This is a genomic window from Clostridium sp. YIM B02555 (genome assembly GCF_022320955.1).
Lineage (GTDB): Bacteria > Bacillota > Clostridia > Clostridiales > Clostridiaceae > Clostridium > Clostridium saccharoperbutylacetonicum.
This window is the reverse complement of record NZ_JAKJJY010000012.1, coordinates 116,789-134,920: the sequence shown is the minus strand read 5'-3', so window position 1 is coordinate 134,920 and position 18,132 is coordinate 116,789. Positions and strand designations below refer to the sequence as shown.

Genomic DNA, 18,132 nt, shown 5'->3' with positions numbered 1-18,132 from the left:
AGAAGTCACGAATATGTTATAATCAATAAGCGATATCAAAATACAACTTACAAAGTAGGAGGCAAAATGGAGTCTGAATTTAAAGTCAAGCAAGTTACAAAACTGTATCAGAGTTGTAATAAATGTGGAATACCAATGATAAATTGCATCTGTAGTATTGCGCCAAAGATAAAGTCTAAAGCAAAAATATTGATTTTATCAACGGAAAGTGAATTTTATAGACCTTCTAATACAGCAAGATTACTGAAATTAATTAATCAAGAATCAACGGAATTAATATTATGGGAGAGAACAAAGCCTCCTAAAAAATTAATTGAATATATTAATAGTAAAAAATATGAAACATATATATTGTTTCCTACAGAGAACAACGCTTTACAAAAAAGAGAATTTAAAGATGAAATTTCTAAAAAGATTCCAGTTTTTATAATTTTGGATGGTACATGGAAAGAAGCTGCTAAGATATTAAGAAAAAGTGATTATTTATATAAGTTACCAAGGATTTCATTAAATCCAACTCACAAGTCAGAATATGAGTTGAGAAGAGGAGCATCAGAAGGTGAATTGTGTACAATCGAAACAGCAATTGAAATCCTTAAATTAAACAATGAGTTTAAAAATGCACAAGTAGTTAAGGACACCTTTGATTTGTTTATAAAAAGGTTTAAAGCGGGAGCAAATGGAGTAAAGTTAAGCAATTGAAAAATCTTACAAGAAGAAGTTTTGAAGGCCTCTTCTTGTTTTTTATTATATTTAAATGAAATTAGAAATGAAGATATTTACTTGAGGATTTAATTCTCATTAAGCTTTAATAATTCGTTTTTTAAAAAATTTAATTCGAGTTTGGAATTGTTTTTTTTCCAAACAGCATAAATATCTGAATCTTTTAAAGGATTTTGATATTCATATAAGCGTATTTTTTTATCAACAGGTATTTTATTGTTGCAAAAAGTAACTCCTTCACCATTTTTCACGGCAAGAATTAATGAGTTCATATTTTTGGTATACTTTACTATATTTGGACTAAAACCATTTAGTCGGCAAGTGTTTTTTATCGTTTCAACGCCATTTGCAGATTCATCAGAGGAAATTACTACAAAAGGCTGATCAGTTAAATCTTTTATTGTAACGTTATCCAATTTAGATAATGGATTAGAAGTTGGAACAGCAATTGCTATATTAACTTCTTGAAAGTGAACAAACTCAATATCTTTGTAAGAAGCCAGTTCAAAATATGGAACGAATATTATATCTAATTCCTTCGAATTTAACTTTTCGCGTAAACTTCTAAAGCCGTAAAGTTCTAAATTAACGTTTATATTAGGATAGTTTATTCGAAATGAATCTACTATTTCAAGTATAGACTCCTCACATTCAAAGGTCTCAGTACTACCAATATTTAATGAACCTGAACAAGAATGGCTTAATGATTTTGCATTTGAAATAGATGAATTCAGTTTGTCTTCTAAACAACTCCATTCTTCGAAAAGAAATTTCCCACTTGGTGTTAGTGCCACAGATTGATTATTACGTATAAAAAGGGAGACTCCTAGTTCTTTTTCTAATATTTGTATTTGTTTGCTGAGAGCTGGTTGGGATATGTATAGTAATTTAGAAGCTTCAGTGAAGTTTAATACTTCAGCCATTACAAGGAAATAATGAATTTGTTGAAAAGATATTCTATACATTGATTCACCTCAATAGTTATTAATCAGTTATAGATACACAATGTAAGAATTAAATTTATGCAACAATTACCGGAATATGATACATTTATCTTCCGCAGGACTAGTGAATTTTTCGCTGGAAGGTTCTAAATGTGGGCTTGTCGTCATTTCAGTGTGTTCCAGATGTAAAATCTCCAAGGAGAAAGTTCGTGTTTCCAAATATAAAATTTGGACACTTACTTTTTGGACATTCACTTTTGGACAAGCTGAAATGAAACAAGCCGTAGGGGAAACTCGACTCGCGTTCGTTCGCTGAGTAAGCGATTCACACCAAATCATAGATTTGGGTTCTCTGCTTAATACCCTTCAACAGCTCAATTTCACATGCCTGCTCCAGAAAAAAATGTATCATATTTCTAGTGTAGTTTAGTAATTTTAATTTCTCAAGAGTGTAAACATATTCCATTTATAAGTTTGAGTATTAATTTGGATATCTATAGTAAAATTAGTTTAATATATATATTCCAATGCTCAATTATCAATTGGTCACAGACTACCCGTAAAGGGCATAAAATGTACACTGTAAACTGTTAATTGTAATGAATATAACTTTAATTCTACTTTTAGATTATATCTAAAAGTAGAATTATTAACAATAGATAATCTGTTATAACTAAAAGTTATAATAGATTATTCTAATTTGATATTGGACTATGTATACGTTTCATATGTATAATTTATTTATAAGACATACTAATTATAGTTAAGAACAAATATACTCTTATGTTGATGTATACGTTATATTTAAAAAATTATATGTAAAAATGTTAAAGTTTTATCAAAATTATAAATGGAGGAATTAGTAATGAGAAATATTGAAACAGATGTAATTGTAGTTGCTGGAGGACTTTCAGGGTTAGCCGCGGCTATTTCAGCAGCAGAGAATGGAGCAAAGGTAACAGTCTTTGAAAAATCAAATACAACAGGTGGAGCTGCTAACATGGGAATGGGGCCACTCGGCGTAGGGTCATCAGTTCAAAGAAATCAAATGGTAGCACTTACTCCGGGAGAAGCTTTTAGAAAGCATATGTATTTTACTCATTACCGTGTAGATGCTCGTATGGTTCGAGATTATTACTTTAAATCAGGAGATACAATTGATTGGCTAATTGATATGGGAGTTGAATTTGTGGGGGTGTCAAGAGCTTTTGGTGCACCAGAAAATACAAGAGCATATTCTGATGGAGAATTTACATGGCATGTTGTAAAACCAGAAGGTGGCGGTGCTCCAGGCCCTCGTGCAGCTACTACAATGACAAAGAGAATGACAGAAAAAGCTGTAGAATTAGGAGTAGAAATACTTTTTGAAACACCTGTTAACAAGATCATAATGGAAGATGGCCAAGCTGTTGGAGTAATAGCTAAAAATAAAGATGGTAAAGAAATTCAAGCAAGAGCTAAATCAGTTATTTTAGCTACTGGTGGCTTTGGAGATAATCCTCAAATGATTAAAGAAGAGACAGGCTATGAATTTGGAAAAACTATTTTCAATTTTGCTATCCCAGGAATGAAGGGTGATGGTATCAAAATGGCTTGGGAAGCAGGTGCAGGACATACACCATGTTCAATGGAATTAATGTATCAATTACCAGATAATATGAATCACTTCATCCTTGATGGGGCATTTCGTCAACCTTGTCTTTGGGTAAATAGACTAGGACAAAGATTTATGCCAGAAGATCAAATTGCAAATACAACCTTTACTGGAAATGCAATTACTGCACAACCTGGAAGCGTAGCATATGCAATATTTGATAGTAAACTTCTTAAGAAATATAAGAAAAGAGGACCAGATATAGTATCTCACGTACATCCACATGATTTATTTGATCATTTTGATGAACAATGGGAAAAAGATCTTGAAGCTGGATATGAACCAATAGCTCAAGCTGATACTATTGAAGAATTAGCTGGAAAAGCAGGTGTTGATGTAGCAGGTTTAGTAGCTCAGGTTGAAGAGTACAATGACATGTGCGCTGAAGGTTTCGATGAATTATTTGAAAAAGACAGACAATATATGCAACCAATTGAAAAAGGACCTTTCTATATTTGTCGTCAAAATGTTGGAGCTTATGGATCAATAGGTGGAGTTCTTATTAATCATAAGACAGAAGTTATGACAGGAGATTATAAAGTGATTCCTGGATTATATGCAGTAGGTACAGATGCATGTAACATTTTTGGAGATAGTTATCCATTTATATTATCAGGTAACACAATGGGCTTCTGCTTAAACAGTGGACGTATTGCAGGAGAAAATGCAGCAGCTAAATTAAGTGATTTTTAATTAACAGATTTTAGATTTTGTCATTTAGTTAGCAGATATTAGAGATTGTCAAGTAATTTAAATTACTTGACAAGCTACATAAAAATGACAAGTCTATGTGAGTTTTGCAAGACTTGTTGTTTTATTTCATTAGGAGGAATATGATATGAAGATCATAATAGAGGGAAAAGAAATAGAAGTGAAAGAAGGAGCATCGGTACTAGAGGCTTCTCTTGAAGCTGGAATTTACATACCACATTTATGTAAGCATCCTGACTTGGAAGCTGTAGGAGGCTGTCGTCTTTGTTCAGTTGAAGTAGATGGAGTGGAAAATCCAGTACCTGCTTGTAAGACAACAGTACAAGATGGTATGTCAATAAAAATAAGTACAGAAAAAGCAGATAAAACAAGAAAAATGGCTATGGAATTAATTCTTGCAACTCATCCAGCAGAATGCACAGGATGTCCAAAGTATGGAAAGTGTGAATTACAATCTTTATATCAATATATGGGAGTAAGTGCGGAAAGGTGGAGAAAAAAATCAAGACCAGTTCCTAACGATTCTAGTAATCCATTAATTGATCATTTATTTACAAGATGTATCAGATGTGGAAGATGTATTAGAGCATGTAGAGAACTAAGAGGAGTTAGAGTACTAGATTATCAAAGAACAAAGGACGGTATCCGTGTTGGAGTTGACGGAGGACTATCTCTTGAAGAAGCAGGATGTAAATTCTGTGGTGCTTGTATAGAAGTATGTCCAACAGGATCTATTATGGATTCTCTTGGCATGAAGAAAGAAGATATGTCTTATAGTGATTCCGTAGTACCTTGCAGAGCTGCATGTCCAGCACATACAGATGTGCCTAGATATATTCGTTACATTAAAGAAGGCGAATTTGTAAAAGCAACAGCTGTAATACGTGAAAAAGTTCCTTTCCCAGAAACTTTAGGAAACATTTGTAATCACGTATGTGAAGATAACTGTAAGAGAAATGAATTCGAGAATCCAATTTCAGTTTGTAAATTAAAAAAGGCAGCAGCTGAAGGTGATGATGGTTCTTGGAAGAGCAAAGTTAGAAGAGAAGCGGCAACTGGAAAGAAGGTTGCAGTAATAGGAGCAGGACCAGCAGGCTTAACAGCATCATATTTTTTAGCAAAGAAAGGCCATTCGGTTACAATCTTTGAAGAAAATGAAAAAGCAGGAGGACAATGCCGTTATGGAATTCCAGCTTATCGTTTACCAGATGATGTACTTGATAGGGAAATTGGAGATATATTAGCAGAAGGAATAGAACTTGTTCTTAACACTAAAGTTGATGCTCCAAAGAGCTTGTTAGAAAAGGGTTATGATTCAGTGCTTGTATCTATTGGTACTCATAAAGGGACAATGCTTCCACTTGAAGGAAATGACTTACAAGGGACATATGTAAATGCTGATTTCCTTAAGAAAGCACGTCAAGGTAAGCCTCTTGAAGTGAAAGAAAAAGTCATGATTTTAGGTGGTGGTAATGTTGCTTATGATTGTGCTAGAACAGCATTAAGATTAGGTGCAAAAGAAGTTCATATAGCATGTCTTGAAAATCTTGATCAAATAACTGCAACTAAAGAAGAAATTGAAGAAGGTAGAGATGAAGGTATTATTTCACATGCAGCACATTCCTTCTTAAGAATTACTGGAAGTGGAAAAGTTGAAGGTGTAGAATTGCAAAAAGTTGATAAATTCTATTTTGATAGTGATAGAAAAGCTGTGATTGAATTAGTAGAAGGTTCTAATGAGATAATTCCAGTTGATAATGTTATTTTTGCTGTTGGGCAAAAACCAGCTGGAACAGAAGTTATGGAACTTGAATTAACTCATGGACCATATATTAAAACTAATGAAGCTTTAGAAACAAGCGTAAAGGGAATTTTTGCAGCTGGAGATGTAGTTACAGGAACTAAATCAGTAATTTCAGCAATTGCAGCAGGACGTAAAAGTGCTGAAGAAATTGATAAGTATTTAGGTGGAAATGGTGATATATCAGAAAATCTTTTAGAAAAAGAAACACCAGATCCATACATTGGAAGTTGTTCTGGGTTCTCTAAATTAGAAAGAATTTCAATAGAACTTGTAGAGGCAGATAAGAGAAAATGTAATTTTGATATTGTAGAAAAAACTTTATCAAAGGAAAAGGCTATGTGTGAAGCAAGTCGTTGTTTACAATGTGATTTGAGATTAAATTTAAAAGCTCCTAAAATGTGGAATGAATATTAGAGAGGTGAAAGAATATGAATAATTATTTAATATGTAATGGAGTAACTGCATATAAAGAAGCACCAGTTTCAATTGATATTTTAAAGAATAATACCTCTCAAGTTTTAGAAGCAATAAACTTAAAAAAAGCAGAAGAGAATTATATCGTATTAGATCAAAAGGAAAAAGAGCTTCAAAATAAATTAGAAGCAGAAGCTAAAAATTATCCTAATATGAACTTAAAAATTATATTAGTTGATGGGAGTTTTGGATTTGTTTATAGAAACTCAAGTGCAATTTTAAAAGTTATAGAAGGAGAAAAGGCAATACCTGCTTCTAAAGAAGAAGATAAAGCTGTATTTACAGTTGAAATGCTTCTAGGTAGTGATTCAAAGAACGTATATATAAATGGTAGTGTAAAGAAAAGTGGAAGTTATACTTTTAATAAAAAGGTTTCTGCAAAGGAAATTGTAGAAACTGCTGGTGTTAAAGGTACCTTTAAAGGAATGTATTTAGGTTATCCAATGGCAATTTTCATAGGAGAAGCTGATCTTAATACTGAACTTGAACTAACAACAGACTATATTACTATATTTGATGAAACTGATTGTATTTTAGATAAATTAAAAACTATAGCAGAAAGCTACGTAAAAGAATCTTGTGGAAGATGTGTCTTTGGATTTGAGGGGGTTACTCAAATTAACATGATTCTTTCAGATCTTACGCAAAAAAAGGGAAAGACAAGTGATATAGCTTTATTATTAGATCTTTGTAGTGAAATGAAAAATCAAGTGCTTTGTGAAGTTGATGGAACACTTGCGTTAACTGTACTAAGTGCTATGAATAATTTCAAAGAAGAGATAGAAGAGCATATTACTAAAAAAGCTTGCAAAGCTGGGGCATGTAGTAAATTTGTTACTTATCATATTCTTGCAGATAAGTGTATAGGTTGTACAGATTGTATAGATGAATGTGATGATGATGCAATTCTTGGTAAGAAGAAGTTTATACATGTAATTGATCAAGATGAATGTACTCAATGTGGTAAATGTGTAGAGGCTTGTGAAGAAGATGCAATAGTTAAGGCTGGAGCAATTAAACCTAGATGCCCGCAAAAGCCTATACCATGTAAGCGATAAAACATTTTATACGAATTAATTGTAAAATAAATAGGTGTTTCAGATAAAAATATTATTTGAAACACCTATTTATTCTTTTATAAGAATAAACATTGAAGCATTTATATTTTATACTTAAAAGATTTTGTTTAGTAATAAAACAAAGAATGACTCTAAGGGACAAGTCATTCCAATAATAAAGGGTTTAATATAATTAAATTGTTTATATATAAAGTATAAGATAAAAAGTAAATTCAGGCAAAATAAATAGTATTACAAATTAATACATAATATCTTCGTAAAAGATAAGATGTTAAAAAAATCATAGAACATTCTGACAAATAAAACTGAAAAACTATATATTATGCAGAATTATGAGGGAATAAAAAAAGATCAACAAATCGAAAAGTGAGAGGAAATAAGAAAGATAAATAGAAATATATAAAATATGAATATAACTATCATATAAAATAAAATTTAGCTAATTTGGGTAGAATTTTGTTAACTAAATTTATGTTAGTATAGTGAAATTTTTATAATTATTACTAACAGGATAAAAATAATTTAGGAGGGTGACTATGGTTAATATCAAACATTCAGAAGTTTTGAGAATTATAGCGCAATTAGAAACCAATACCTTTTCAACGTGAATAATTTTTTTGTATATTGAATGAAAGTGAAGAGTAAGCGCTTCAACCGAACAGATATATGAAAGTATTCAAGAATTATCAGCACTAAAAAATTAATTATATAATCTTGTGAAAGAATTAGGGTGTTTAAATTATACTTTAATAAAAAATAACTAAATGGTATTGATAGGAGATGGAGTTATGAGAGAATTTTTATTTTCAAATGTTGCAGAAGCGTTGAATTATACCAAAAATAATTTAGATAAAGGATTTGTTGTTTTTTCTAATACTGAATTAATTACAGAATTATCTAAGCAGGTATCATCAAATGTTATACTTTGTTCAACAGCTGGAGAATACTGCAAAAGTGGCTATAAAAATGGTGTGATTACTGGATTTGAATATGATTTGGAACAAGGAGAAGTTGTTGAAATAACAAATCCTCCAATAAAGAATGTTAAAAAATTAAAGGAAGCCTATAAGAGGGTTCAAAGTAATAAAAATGCTTTTGCACTGTTATTATGTGATGGTTTAAATGGGACAGAAGAAAGTATTATTACAACTTTTTATTTTACAGATAATGATTTTAAGATAATTGGTGGAAGTGCTGGAGATAACCTCAAATTTGAAGAAACGCTTATTTTTATTGGGGCAAGAAGGGTGAAGAGTGTTGCTATTTTCTTTAATATGAAAAAAAGAACGAAGATTATTAAGGAAAATATTTATGAATCTACTGGAAATAGGCTGCTAATTACAGATTCAGATTTAATAAGTAGAACTGTAAAAACTTTTAATAAAATTCCTGCAAGTACTGAATATGCTAAAGTTTTAAATGTAAGAGAGCAAGAATTACCAAACTATTTTATAAATAATCCTTTGGGAAGGATTTATGAAGATGAAATATACATAGCATCCCCTATGAAAGTTAATCCAGACAAGTCGATTACTTTTTATTGTCAAATGCTCTCAGATACTTTTGTAGAGATGCTTAGACCAGTTGATCCAGTTCAACAACTAAGAAAAACTGTGAAAGAAATAGATTTCAAACCTAGTTTCGTTTTGGCTATAAATTGTATATTAAGAAGTTTGAAATTTCAAGAAGATGGAATTTGGAAGTCGATTGACAATGAATTAACAGGGTTATGTCCAAATATAACTGGATTTGTAAGTTATGGAGAACAGTTTTATAGAAAACATGTTAATCAAACTATGGTTTTATTGGCTGTTGAATAGGAGGGGAAGTTTATGTTGAAGAAAGCGAAAGATACAAAAATTGATGATGTAAGGATTTCTGAAGATAATATTGTTAGATATTCAAAAGATGGGGAAGAGTGTTTTATATATATAGAGGAAGTAATAGAATTAGTTGATCAGATTAAGAATAATGTGATTTTAGTTGTTAGTGAAGAAGGAAATATTACTTATGGATTAGGAAATTTGTTAAAGGGAGTAGAATTCACAACAGAACAAACAGAAAAGGTTAATGACTATTTACAGATGCTATCTAAAAATAGTGATAAGACAGAAAATTTATTAATGGATGTAATTACAAGTTTGAATAAGTCTCAAAAGCAGATTGAAACTGCTAAACTAGATTTTGATGAATTGATAAAACAAGTTAAAATAGTTTCAACTGTATTTGATGAATTTATAAAATTGATTTCCAATATCCAAGTACAATATAATAGCATACAAGATTTTGCACGAATAATAACAGGAATTGCTCAACAGACAAATTTATTATCATTAAATGCATCAATAGAAGCAGCAAGAGCAGGTGAAGCAGGAAAAGGATTTTCTGTAGTGGCAAATGAAATAAAAAAATTATCAGTTGATACTCAAAAGAACGCAAAAGATATTATTGATTCTTTAAAAAATTTAACACATTCTATGGGAGAATTGTCTGATAAATCAACTGAAGGAACTTCACTTATTGGATCTACTACGGGTATTATTGAAAAATCTTCTACTATTTTAGAAAATATAATTGAATCTGAATCAGAAGTAAATGAAAATGTTCAACAAGTTCAGGAATCTCAAAAGGAAAATTTACAAGGAATAAAAGAAATATCTATGAACTTAAATAATTTGGTAGATAGATCAAGGCTTGAAAATAAAGAACTCGAAAACATACTTTATAGTATTCAGAAAAAAGCAGATTATTATATTAATGTATTCAATTATTTGAATCAAATAAAGATGCTTAGAGAAGAATAATATTTAAAAGAGCATTTATCATGATATGCTTCCTTCTAGGTAGACAGTTGAAATAATAAAACTGTTTTACTTAGAAGGGAGAAGTTCATATTGTGATATAAATGCTCTTTTATTATGCAATATGAGATGTGAAAAATGTATAATTCCTAATACTCTCTTTTGAGTAACTTATCTATTATGCTTTTAAGAATAGTTTTTTCATGACTATCTGGAAGCGTATCTATTAAACTTAAAGCTTTAAGTGTGTATTTTTCTGCAAGCTTTCTAGCAGTTTTTATACCATCAGATGTTTTTAAAATATCTGAAACAGTTGAAAGGTCATTTGACTCTAATGCCGATAATAACTTCACATTTTTATTTTTTATTTCAAATAGAAGTGGAAAGGTGTATATACCTTCGAATAAATCATTTCCTGATGGCTTACCTAAAACAGCATTTGGAGTGGTTATATCTAATATATCATCAATTAATTGAAAGGCAGTACCAACATAATATCCAATTCTTTTTAAAGTATTTATTATTTTATCATCAGCATGTCCATCTAAGGCTCCTAAAGACAAACTTAATGAAAAAAGTGAAGCACATTTACCGTTTATTCTTCTAAAATAATCAAGAATAGTGGAGTTTAAAGAATACTTTGATAAAAATTGATTTATTTCACTTTGACATATGAATTTTATTGTCTTAGAAATATTATAAAAACTTTCTCGCGAAGCAGATTCGGAAAATAAGATAAAGGCTTGTGCAAAAAGGTAATCTCCGGTAAACAAAGCCGTTTTTGCTCCATGAGTAATATTAATAGTTTCTTTTCCGCGACGTAGACCAGAATCATCTATTATATCATCGTGTACAAGTGTTGCTAGATGAAGGATTTCTATTCCAGCAGCAATATTATAAAGTTTAGATTTATCAATTTCACCAAAAGAACCACCAATTAATGTAAAAATAGCTCTTATCATTTTTCCTTCTGTTGCTGCTAATGAATTTAGCAAGGTACTAGTACTAGAATCTCTATTTTTTAAATTTAATGTAATAATATTTTTAATTTCAGATAAATCATTTTCAAAATAATCATATAGATTAGCACTTGTTATCATGTCATATCCCCTCTACACCCTAGTTATGATATATAAAATAATTGTTAATAAGTTTAAACGTTTATATTTCTAATTATAACATATTAATATATTTTTAGTTAATAAGTAGCAATAAATAATAGAGTACAATATTAACTGGATAATTTCGACAACTTGAAATTTGTGGGCGATTATAAAATAAAACGACAGAATAGGACATGTACTGTTGAAAAATGAGACAATTAAAAGGAAAAAGGAGGAAAAATTTAAAAGGGAAAAAGATATAAATGTAGAAATATAATTAATATAGATATAAAAAGTTAGAAGAATTAAAAAAAGTAAAAAAATAAGATATTACTTATTTAATTAGTATGTATGAAAGTGAAAATATTGAGAAAAAAACCAATCTAATATGTATTGAAATGAGAGAATTTATAGGATATTTGCTTAATTTTCAAAAGGAGAAAGCAACGCAGCTAATTTTAGACAAGATAGAGAAAAATGTTGATCTTAAAGAAATCTATATCAAATATCTACAAGGTGCTCTTTATGAAATCGGTGAACTATGGATGGAGGGCAAGATATCTGTGGCTAAAGAACATTACTGTACTGATGTTGTTCAGCATATTATATCACTTATGTATCCATATTTATTTCAAAATAAATTGAAAAAGGGAAGAACAATGTTTTCGGTAAGTGCAGGAAATGAATTACATGAAATTGGAATTAGAATGGTTACAGATTTTTTTGAACTAGATGGATGGGATACTTTTTATTTAGGATCTAATATACCAATACATAGTATCATAAAAGAATTGAAAGAAAGGGAAACAGATCTTCTTGCAATTTCTATAATTAATTTCTTCTTCAAAATAATATATGGTTGCACAAAAATGTTCCAATTTAGACATACTTATTATATAATTATACATATAGATTATTTATTAATATTTTTTATGAGAGGAGAATTATTATGGATAACGTTATTAATTTTGCACGATGGCAGTTTGCAATAACAACGGTCTATCATTTCTTTTTTGTTCCATTGACAATTGGTTTGGGTTTTTATTTAGCAATTATGGAGACTTTTTATGTAAAAACAGGGAATGAAAAATATAAGAAAATGGTTAAATATTGGGGAAAACTATTTCTTATTAACTTTGCTATGGGAGTTGTAACAGGATTAGTACAGGAATTTCAATTTGGAATGAATTGGTCAAATTATTCTAGATATGTTGGTGATATTTTTGGAGTACCACTAGCAATTGAAGCTTTATTAGCATTCTTTTTAGAGTCAACTTTTCTTGGAATTTGGGTTTTTGGCTGGGAAAAAGTATCAAAAAAAATACATCTATTATCTATATGGATTGTAAGTATAGCAACAATGATTTCAGCTTTTTGGATTTTAACAGCAAATTCTTTTATGCATGAACCTGTTGGATATACATTAAATAATGGACGAGCTGAAATGACAAGCTTTACAGATTTGATTACTAATCCACATTTGTGGGTGCAATTTCCTCATACAATTTTTGCAGCTTTATGTACAGGTGCATTTTTTATATTGGGAATAAGTGCATATCATGTAATCAAGAAAAATAACACTGAATGGGTAAAATCATCTTTGAAAATGGGAATAATCATGGCTTTGGTTTCAAGTTTTTTAGTTGCATTAATGGGGGATTTACAAGGTAAGTATTTAGTTAAGAATTTACCGATGAAAATGGCAGCAGCAGAAGCTTTATGGGAAACTAAAGACCCAGCACCATTAGCAGTAGTAGCAATAGCAGATGAAGAAAATAAAAAGAATACTTTTGAAATTAGTGTACCTAAATTATTAAGCTTTATGAGTTATAACAGCTTTACTGGAGAAGTAAAAGGTTTAAATGATATACAAGCAGAATATGAAAAAAAATATGGTCCAGGAAATTACATACCACAAGTTAATTTATCTTTTTACAGCTTTAGATTAATGGTTGGAGCTGGTATGTTAATGATCTTAATAGGCTTACTTGGCTTATATTTTTATAAAAAAGGAACAATTTATAACAAGAAGACTCTATTAAAACTAATGCTTTTATCAATAGCTTTACCTTATTTAGCTAATTCGAGTGGTTGGATTTTAACAGAAGTAAGTCGTGCACCTTGGATTGTATTTGGATTATTAAAAATTGAAAATGCAGTATCACCAACAGTATCTTTAAGTTATGTAGTAACTTCTTTGGTTTCTTTTGCTTTGGTATATACAGTGTTAGCAATAATAGATGTTACATTAATGGTTAAGTTTGCAAAAGTAATGCCAGAAGAAGAAAAAAAGAACATTAATAATAAGAAGGAGGAGTCAGTATGGATTTAGGAATTATTTGGTTTATACTTATTGGAGTACTTTTTACAGGATTTTTCTTTCTTGAAGGTTTTGATTTTGGAGTTGGAATATTGCTTTTGTTAATTGGTAAGGATGATACAGAGCGAAGAATTATAATTAATACAATTGGTCCTGTTTGGGATGGAAATGAAGTATGGCTTATAACTGCAGGTGGTGCAATATTTGCAGCATTTCCTAATTGGTATGCAACAATGTTTAGTGGTTTCTATTTAGCATTGCTTGTAGTACTGGTTGCTCTTATTTTAAGAGGTGTTTCCTTTGAGTTTAGAAGTAAAAATGAAAGTCAGCAATGGAGGGATGGTTGGGATAAAGTAATATTCACTACAAGTTTGCTTTTAGCAATACTTTTTGGAGTTGCGCTTTCAAATTTTATAAAAGGTGTTCCAATTGATCAAACAATGAATTATGTAGGTGGATTTTTTGATTTGATATCAATATACACTTTAGTTGCTGGCATAACAACATTATTAGTTTTTACTTTCCACGGAGCAGTCTTTTTAGCATTAAAAGCAGATAAGCCTATAGCTGAAAAAGCTGAGAAAATAGCAAAACCAATTGGAATTGGAGCAATAATAGTATCAGCATTACTAATTCTATTAAGCTTTTTACAAACAGATTTATTTAATAGTAAGTTATCTTTAGTAGCAGCAGTGATTGCATTTATTTCTTTAATAGTGAGCTGGTATCTATTGGGAGTAGGAAAAGCTAAAATTGCAATGATTACTAATGGACTTTCTATTGGACTTGGAGTCGCTGCACTATTTGCAGGATTATTCCCAAGAGTTATGGTTTCAAGCATAAAGCCTGAATATAATCTTACAATTGCTAATGCATCTTCAAGCATGAATACACTTACATTAATGACTAAAGTTGCAATAATATTTGTTCCTATAGTATTAGCATATCAAATTTGGACTTACTGGATCTTTAGAAAAAGAGTTACGGCTAAAGATTTAGAGTATTAGAGGTTTATTTAAGATATATGATAAACAAAAGATTATTAAAGGAAAGCAACTTTAAAAGGTTTTATATAGTAGTATCAGCAGTATCATCTATATTCAATGCTTTATTTGTAGTCATTTCAGCATATTTATTATCAGCTATGATATCAGGAATATTTTTAAAGGCTAAAACTTTTAAAGATATGAAAATTTACTTTATTTTGTTTATAGCAAATGCATTGCTAAAATTTACTTTGAATTTTGTAAATGAGATTTATATAAAAAATTCAGCAGAGGATATAAAGGGAAATTTTAGAGAAAAATTGTTTCAGTTGGTTGTTTCAGCTAATCCCTACAAAGTTAAGAATGAAAAATTAGGTGAAGTCATAAACCTTATTACAGAAGCAACTGAAATGATAGGACAATATTACTCAGAATATATTCCACAATTTTTTGCAGCTTTTATAATTCCTCTGCTCATATGCTTAGGTGTAGCATATGTGGATAAAATCTCAGCATTGATAATGGTAATTACATATCCCTTAATTCCAATATTTATGATTTTAATAGGGCTTAAGTCTAAAGCAGCAAATGAAAAACAATGGAAAAAGCTTAATTTATTAAGCTCTCATTTCATAGATATGCTTCAAGGCTTAAGTACCTTAAAATTATTTGGAATAAGTAAAAGACAAGAAGACAAGATATATGAAATTAGTGAAAATCATAGAAAAGCCACAATGGAAGTTTTAAGAGTATCTTTTCTTTCAGCTCTTGTGCTAGAACTTTTTTCTACTATAAGTACAGCTTTAGTAGCAGTGAATTTAGGGTTGCGATTAGTTTATGATAAGATAAGTTTTTTTAGTGCTTTCTTTATTCTTGTAATAACACCAGATTTTTATCTTCCAGTCAGACAGTTAGGTTTGAAATTTCATGCGTCACTAAATGGAGTTGTTGCTATAGAAAAGATAGAAGAGTTTGAAAAAAAGCTCGCTAATGATAGTTCTCTTAGTAATATTGAAATGAAAGAAAATAAGTTTGAAATTGAAGTTAAGGATTTAGAGTTTTTCTATGATGAAAAAAAAGCCTTAAATAATGTGAATTTTAAAATTGCAGCTGGTGAGAAAGTTGCATTAATAGGGGAAAGTGGAAGTGGTAAGAGTACTTTAATAAATATATTAAGTGGCTTTCTTAAAGTACAAGATAATATGGTTTTTATAAATGGAAAAGATATAAACCAAATTGAAAACTATTTTGATAATATAGCTTTGGTGCCCCAGTTTCCACATATTTTTAATAAAAGCATAAAAGAAAATATATGTGTAGGCTATAAAGATTTAGATGAAAATGAGCTTTTAAACATATATAAATATTCAAAAATCAATGAGTTTTGTGAAGCTACGAAAGGTGGAGCTGAAACTGTAATTGGTGAAGGTGAAAAATTAACAATAAGTGGTGGAGAGGCTCAAAGAATAGCTATAGCTAGAGCAATGGTAAAAAACTCTAATTTTATAATATTTGATGAGCCAAGCTCAGCCTTGGATTCAGAGAAAGAGGAACTAATTTTAGAGGCTATACAAAAACACTTTAAAGCTAATACAGTATTAATAGCAGCTCATAGATTAAATACAATTAAGATGGTTGATAAGATAATAATGCTTAAAGAAGGTAGAATAATTGAAATGGGAACACATAAGGAACTTATGGAAAAGCAAGGAGAATATTATAAGTTAATGATGTCACCAGAGGTAGAACAATGAGAATTTTAAAAGTAATGAATTCATTAATGAAAAGGCAGTTTTTCTTTGTTATTTGCTCATTGATTATGGGTGTGTTTACTATTTTATGTAATGTTGGCTTATTATCAACTTCAGCTGTTTTGATTTCAAGAGCAGCTCTTCATCCAGATGTGTTAGATCTAATGGTTTTAATTGTTGGAGTTCGTTTTTTTGGAATATTTAGAGGGGTGTTTAGATATTTTGAAAGAATTTTATCTCATGATGCAACCTTTAGAATTTTAAGTGGTATTAGACAATGGTTTTATAAGAATTTTAATGAAAATTATTCAGAAAAGAGCAAGTTTAAAACAGGAGATATATATACAAAAATTGTTACAGATGTAGATAAATTAAGAGATTTCTATTTAAGAGGTATATATCCTTTAATTATAGCTATTTTAACTGGAGTGGCTACAGGTATATTTATAGGTTGTTTTTCAATTAATCTTGCATGGATTTATGGTATAGGTTATATATTAACAGGTTTTATATTACCAATTTTAATATATAAGCTAAATAATAATTTTTTAGAAGAAGAAAGTAAATTAAATAAAAGCATAAATTTAATGTTACTTGATAGTTTAAAAGGGATTATAGAAATAAATATTTATCCATTAAAAAATGAATTTTCTGATGAATTTAATTATTTAAGTAAAAGGTTAACTCGTATACAAAAGAAAAAAAATCTAATAAATATTTTGGGGACAAATATTAATGCTTTAATGGGAACAATCTTAATGGGGTTAGCTCTTATTATTGCAGCTCCACTTGTAATTAATGGTGAGTTGGAAGGAATATATTATGCAATGCTTCCACTGACAGTTATAGCTTCTTTAGAAGCATTAATACCAATGAATATGGTAATGTATAAATTTAAAGAAACTTATGAAAGTGGAGAAAATATTTTTACTGTAATAGAAAGTAGCCATATTAACAACAGCAATAAGTTTGAAAAAATACAAAACTATGATCTTTCAGTTAAAAATTTAAGCATTTATGATAATGATACAGATGCTTTCATAATTAATAATTTATCATTTGAACTACCTTACAAAAAGAAAGTTGCTATAGTTGGAGTTAGCGGTTCAGGAAAAAGTACAATACTTAAAGCATTATTAGGTTTCATCAAGTATAGGGAAGGTGAAATTTTAATAGGTAGAGAGTCTTATAAAAATATGTCCATAGATGATATAAGAGAGGCTTTTACAGCTATTGAACAAAATCCTTATGTATTTAATACGACCATTAAAGAAAATTTACTGATAGCTAAAAAAGAAGCTTCGGAAAGTGAAATTTTAAGTTTATTAGATAAGTTTGAAATATTGGATTTAATAAAGAATAATGAAAAGGGATTAGATACTTTGCTTGGACAATTTGGCTACAATATATCTGGAGGAGAAAAGCAGAGACTTATGCTTGTTAGAGCTTTGCTTAAGCCAAGTGAAATATTATTGCTAGATGAGCCAACTTCAAATTTAGATATAGAACTTGAAGAAAAAATAGTGAAAGCCATTCATGAAGAAATTCACAATAAAAGCTGTATATGGGTAACTCATCGTTTAGTTCAAATGGACAAGTTCCATGAAATTATAGTACTTGATAAAGGTCAAGTAATGGAAAGGGGAACACATAAAGAACTAATTAATAATAAAGGCATGTATTATAAGCTTTTGAAGTTGCAAAATGATTATCTGAATATATACACTTATAAAAAGAGTGGCTATGCCACAATACGGAACAATTTACTATAAAAAGAGTGGC

The 18,132-nt window shown here is 29.7% G+C and carries 13 protein-coding genes; 11 read left to right on the top strand and 2 right to left on the bottom strand.

Translation table 11 applies throughout. From position 1 onward, the window contains the following. The first annotated feature begins 66 nt into the window (after window positions 1–66). Entirely contained in the window at window positions 67–702 is a 636-nt protein-coding gene (locus L3B98_RS17090; protein WP_015393929.1) for a tRNA-uridine aminocarboxypropyltransferase, read from the top strand. 89 nt (window positions 703–791) lie between these two features. Here L3B98_RS17090 and L3B98_RS17085 read toward each other — a convergent pair whose 3' ends face one another. After that, the gene (locus tag L3B98_RS17085) at window positions 792–1,688 is read right to left on the bottom strand and encodes a LysR substrate-binding domain-containing protein (RefSeq protein WP_275298441.1); all 897 of its coding nucleotides are present in this window, start codon (window positions 1,686–1,688) and stop codon (window positions 792–794) included. 844 nt (window positions 1,689–2,532) lie between these two features. Here L3B98_RS17085 and L3B98_RS17080 point away from each other — a divergent pair. The 5 genes from L3B98_RS17080 (at window position 2,533) to L3B98_RS17060 (ending at window position 10,193) form a co-directional block, all read left to right on the top strand. Beyond that, the gene (locus L3B98_RS17080; RefSeq protein ID WP_238917641.1) at window positions 2,533–4,014 is read left to right on the top strand and encodes an FAD-dependent oxidoreductase; all 1,482 of its coding nucleotides are present in this window, start codon (window positions 2,533–2,535) and stop codon (window positions 4,012–4,014) included. Window positions 4,015–4,159: 145 nt separating this feature from the next. Further along, window positions 4,160–6,250, top strand: a complete 2,091-nt coding sequence (locus L3B98_RS17075; protein ID WP_238917640.1) for an FAD-dependent oxidoreductase — start codon at window positions 4,160–4,162, stop codon at window positions 6,248–6,250. A 14-nt stretch (window positions 6,251–6,264) separates the two neighbouring features. After that, window positions 6,265–7,368, top strand: coding sequence for an NADH-ubiquinone oxidoreductase-F iron-sulfur binding region domain-containing protein (locus tag L3B98_RS17070; protein WP_238917639.1), 1,104 nt, complete (start codon window positions 6,265–6,267; stop codon window positions 7,366–7,368). An 809-nt stretch (window positions 7,369–8,177) separates the two neighbouring features. Further along, window positions 8,178–9,209, top strand: coding sequence for an FIST N-terminal domain-containing protein (locus L3B98_RS17065; RefSeq protein ID WP_238917638.1), 1,032 nt, complete (start codon window positions 8,178–8,180; stop codon window positions 9,207–9,209). A 12-nt stretch (window positions 9,210–9,221) separates the two neighbouring features. Continuing rightward, complete coding sequence (locus L3B98_RS17060) at window positions 9,222–10,193, top strand: methyl-accepting chemotaxis protein (protein WP_238917637.1); 972 nt, start codon at window positions 9,222–9,224, stop codon at window positions 10,191–10,193. 146 nt (window positions 10,194–10,339) lie between these two features. Here the strand turns inward: L3B98_RS17060 and L3B98_RS17055 are convergent, their stop codons facing one another. Further along, window positions 10,340–11,290: a polyprenyl synthetase family protein gene (locus L3B98_RS17055; protein ID WP_238917636.1), complete on the bottom strand. Its 951-nt coding sequence runs from the start codon at window positions 11,288–11,290 to the stop codon at window positions 10,340–10,342. A gap of 350 nt (window positions 11,291–11,640) precedes the next feature. On the opposite strand from L3B98_RS17055, the gene L3B98_RS17050 reads away from it, so the two are divergent. The 5 genes from L3B98_RS17050 to cydC are packed head-to-tail and all read left to right on the top strand — an operon-like array spanning window position 11,641 to window position 18,122. Beyond that, window positions 11,641–12,285 carry a B12-binding domain-containing protein gene (locus tag L3B98_RS17050; protein WP_238917635.1) on the top strand — a complete coding sequence of 215 codons (645 nt, stop codon included), beginning with the start codon at window positions 11,641–11,643 and terminating at the stop codon, window positions 12,283–12,285. Continuing rightward, window positions 12,243–13,625, top strand: a complete 1,383-nt coding sequence (locus tag L3B98_RS17045) for a cytochrome ubiquinol oxidase subunit I (protein ID WP_238917634.1) — start codon at window positions 12,243–12,245, stop codon at window positions 13,623–13,625. The genes L3B98_RS17050 and L3B98_RS17045 overlap by 43 nt, the downstream gene beginning before the upstream one ends. Then, the gene (gene cydB, locus L3B98_RS17040; protein WP_238917633.1) at window positions 13,616–14,620 is read left to right on the top strand and encodes a cytochrome d ubiquinol oxidase subunit II; all 1,005 of its coding nucleotides are present in this window, start codon (window positions 13,616–13,618) and stop codon (window positions 14,618–14,620) included. Before L3B98_RS17045 ends, cydB begins: the two co-directional genes overlap by 10 nt. Window positions 14,621–14,637: 17 nt before the next feature. Continuing rightward, window positions 14,638–16,353, top strand: a complete 1,716-nt coding sequence (gene cydD, locus L3B98_RS17035) for a thiol reductant ABC exporter subunit CydD (RefSeq protein WP_238917632.1) — start codon at window positions 14,638–14,640, stop codon at window positions 16,351–16,353. Then, window positions 16,350–18,122 carry a thiol reductant ABC exporter subunit CydC gene (gene cydC / locus L3B98_RS17030; protein ID WP_238917631.1) on the top strand — a complete coding sequence of 591 codons (1,773 nt, stop codon included), beginning with the start codon at window positions 16,350–16,352 and terminating at the stop codon, window positions 18,120–18,122. The genes cydD and cydC overlap by 4 nt, the downstream gene beginning before the upstream one ends. The last annotated feature ends 10 nt before the right edge of the window (window positions 18,123–18,132 follow it).